Raw genomic sequence first — 3512 nt, 5'->3', positions numbered from 1 at the left:
GACCAGCTACCACAACAAAATAAGGTAGCTTAACTAGAGCAGAGTATCACTTATAAATAAGCTTTTAGTTGTTCAAACATGTGGGACCACCTCTTATTTAAAAAAAGGAAAGAAGATGAAAATTAAGTTTTTAACAGTTTCATTGATGCTTATTCTGCCATTTTCTGTTTTTGCAGCAAATACTGTAGTAGAAAAAGCGGTCATTGAATCAAATAATACATATAAGGCGAAGTATAACTTAGAGGATATGACTGAGTTTAATCAGGCTCAAAAGGGCTTTATTGCCAAGCCAACAGGTCAAATTAAAAGTGAGAAAGGCAATGTTATCTGGGATTTTGATGCATTTAGTTTTTTACAAGATCAAGCACCAAATACCGTTAATCCCACTCTATGGCGACAAGCAAAATTAAACAACAATGTTGGGCTATTTAAAGTAACAGATCGAGTTTGGCAAATTCGTGGTTTTGATTTGGCAAATATGACCATCATTCAGGGTGATACTGGCTGGATTATTGTGGATACATTAACCTCTAAAGAAACGGCTGAAGCAGCACTTAAATTTGCTAGACAGCATTTAGGTGAGCAAAAAATTTCAGCCATTATCTTTACCCATAGCCATATCGATCATTTTGGTGGTGCATTAGGCGTTCTTTCTAGCGAAGAAATTAACGCTAGAAAAACTCCAATTATTGCGCCAAAAGGCTTTATGGAAGAAGCGACCAGTGAAAATGTGATGGCAGGTTCAGCCATGATACGTCGTGCGACTTATATGTATGGAACTTTTCTACCTAAAAATGCGGAAGGATTGGTGGATACAGGTTTAGGTAAGGCTGTTGCTGTGGGAAAAATGGGCATCCTTGAGCCTACACAACTGATCACTCAACCAGAACAGAAAATGACGGTTGATGGCTTGGATTTTGTGTTTTATAACGTGCCGGGTTCAGAAGCACCAGCAGAATTAACGTTCTCTATCCCATCATTGAAACTTTATAACGGCGCAGAAATTCTATCTCATACCATGCATAATCTTTATACCCTTCGGGGTGCTAAAGTCCGTGATGCCTTAAAATGGGTGGGCTATCTAGACCAAGCAATGCAGCATGCCAAAGCATCCGATGTATTGATTGCACAGCATCATTGGCCTGTCTGGGGCAATGACAATATTCAAGATTTTATTAAAACCCAGCGAGATGTTTATAAGTTCACGCATGATCAGACGGTGAGATATATGAACTCTGGTTTTAATGGCGCTGAAATTGCCGAAAAAATTAAGCTTCCAGCGGCACTTGATCAAAAACTATATGCTCATGGCTATTATGGAACCCTAAAACATAATGTAAAAGCAGTATACCAATATTATATGGGATGGTTCGATGCCCATCCTTCCAATTTAGATCCATTACCCCCTAAAGCTGTTGCAAAAAAATATATTGAGTTAGCAGGTGGGGAGAACAATGCATTGAAAAATGCGCGGGATGCCTACGCTCAAGCTGACTATAGATGGGCTGCCGAGATTTTAAAACATATTGTGTTGAATAACCCTCAAAACCAACAAGCAAAAGACTTATTGGCGAATACTTATCGTCAATTGGGCTATGCTGCTGAGGCTTCAACTTGGCGTAATTTCTTTTTGGTGGGCGCTCAAGAGCTACAAAATAATGTACCCCTACAAAATACTTCTGATCCGAGTGATTTATTGATTCATACACCAACTGAAAGATTTCTTGAAGCTATGGCGACAAATTTAGATGTGGAAAATTTAAAAAATGAAAACCAGTGTATCAATCTGGTTTTGTCGGATACCAAAGAGCATTTTTCATTATGGGTTGAAAACTCAGTCATGCAGTTTAAGCGTTATGATGAAAGTAAAGATTTGGCATTGGATTGCCCTACATTAACCTTAACCAAGCCCTTATATCTAAAAATGATTACAGGTCAAATAGAAGGGGTAAAAGTCCTGCTTTCTAAAGACAGTAAAGTCAAAGGTAATCCACTGAAAATTGGAAAATTCTTTGCAATGTTTAAACGTCCAGATTCAATTTTCCCGATTGTGACTCGACCAAATGGCTAAGCTCAAATAAGTAAAGTCGAAACTTAAATTAATAGATCCAAAGAAATGGGTGAAATTATCAACTTGGTTCTCCCAATCTTATAACAGGAATACAAGAAATTATTTCTTGTATTCCTCTTTAAAATTAAAAGTAAGCTATATGTATTTTAACTCTATTGATACTTTATTAAATGGTTTTTGAATTTTTATACTTTATTTTCGATGGAGATATTTTTATTAGTAGCTTGTTTAAAAAAGATTTGTTTATTTTTCTATTAATTGCTTCTAAATAATAACTTCAATATTTTTGTGGTTAAAAGGCAAGGGGGTATTATGATGTGTTTTTTATTGAAAATAAGCTTTTATATTAGGTTAACTTGATTGCACTATTTGATGATTATATTGAGTAAATATATAGGTCATGATGATCATATCAATATCCGATAGTTTAAGAGCTCAATATTTGTTTTGCCAAGCTTATATTTTAGAGGTGGATCAGGAAATTTGAACAACACTTATAAGTGATATTTTGCTCCCCAAATGATGTTATAAACATCAATATATGGAGTATTTTATGGCACGTAGACCAAGAAGAAATCATTCAAATGATTTTAAAGCTAAGGTAGCACTTGCTGCGATTAAAGCAGAAAAAACACTTGCTGAATTGAGTGCTGAATTTGATGTTCATCAAAACCAAATTATCGACTGGAAAAATCAACTGATTTCAGCTTCCTCGCAAGCTTTCGATCAATCAAAAGCTCCAACAGAACCACCCATCGATCTAAAAAAACTACATGCAAAAATCGGTGAGCAGGCATTAGAAATTGATTTTTTAGAAGGTGTGTTGAAGAAACTGGGCCGCTTCAACCACAAAAGTTAATCGATGACTCACTTCAGATTTCAGTATCTAAGCAAGCTCAGCTGCTGAAAGTCTCCCGTGGTTGTTATTACTATCGCCCAAAACCTGTGAGTGCATCAGATCTGAAGCTGATGCGGTGTATGGATGAGTTACATATGCAATACCCTTTTGCAGGTAGCCGTATGATGCGTGATTTGTTGAATCGTCAAGGACATCATATAGGACGACGTCATACACGTACTTTAATGAAGAAAATGGGCATTAATGCGTTATATTGCAAACCAAATTTAAGCCAGGCTAATCAAGCTCACCGCAAATATCCATATCTGCTCAAAGGATTGGCTATTCAGCGCAGTAATCAAGTGTGGTCTACGGATATAACGTATATCCCTATGGCAAAAGGCTTTGTTTATTTATGTGCTGTGATTGATTGGCATAGCCGCAAGGTACTTGCGCATAGAGTATCGATTAGTATGGAGGTTACATTTTGCATAGAAACATTAAATGAAGCTATTGAAAAATATGGTCGACCTGAAATATTTAATACAGACCAAGGCAGTCAGTTTACCAGTGATGCATTTATTGATGTATTGAAATCAAATG

1 protein-coding gene and 1 pseudogene are annotated in these 3512 nt (G+C 36.4%); both read left to right on the top strand.

Annotated elements, in window-relative coordinates:
• Nucleotides 1-115 precede the first annotated feature (115 nt).
• Complete coding sequence (locus MKL62_RS14440; protein ID WP_000693745.1) at nucleotides 116-2071, top strand: alkyl/aryl-sulfatase; 1956 nt, start codon at nucleotides 116-118, stop codon at nucleotides 2069-2071.
• A gap of 541 nt (nucleotides 2072-2612) precedes the next feature.
• Nucleotides 2613-3512, top strand: a pseudogene (locus tag MKL62_RS14435) (IS3 family transposase); the annotation flags it as partial.

This window comes from Acinetobacter sp. AOR01_HL (assembly GCF_027855455.1).
Taxonomy (GTDB): Bacteria; Pseudomonadota; Gammaproteobacteria; order Pseudomonadales; family Moraxellaceae; genus Acinetobacter; species Acinetobacter baumannii.
This window is presented reverse-complemented; position numbering and strand designations above follow the sequence as displayed.

Excerpts from the sequence above, each read along its gene's own strand:
- MKL62_RS14440 (WP_000693745.1), top strand. The coding sequence starts at position 116 with ATGAAAATTAAGTTTTTAACAGTTTCATTGATGCTTATTCTGCCATTT.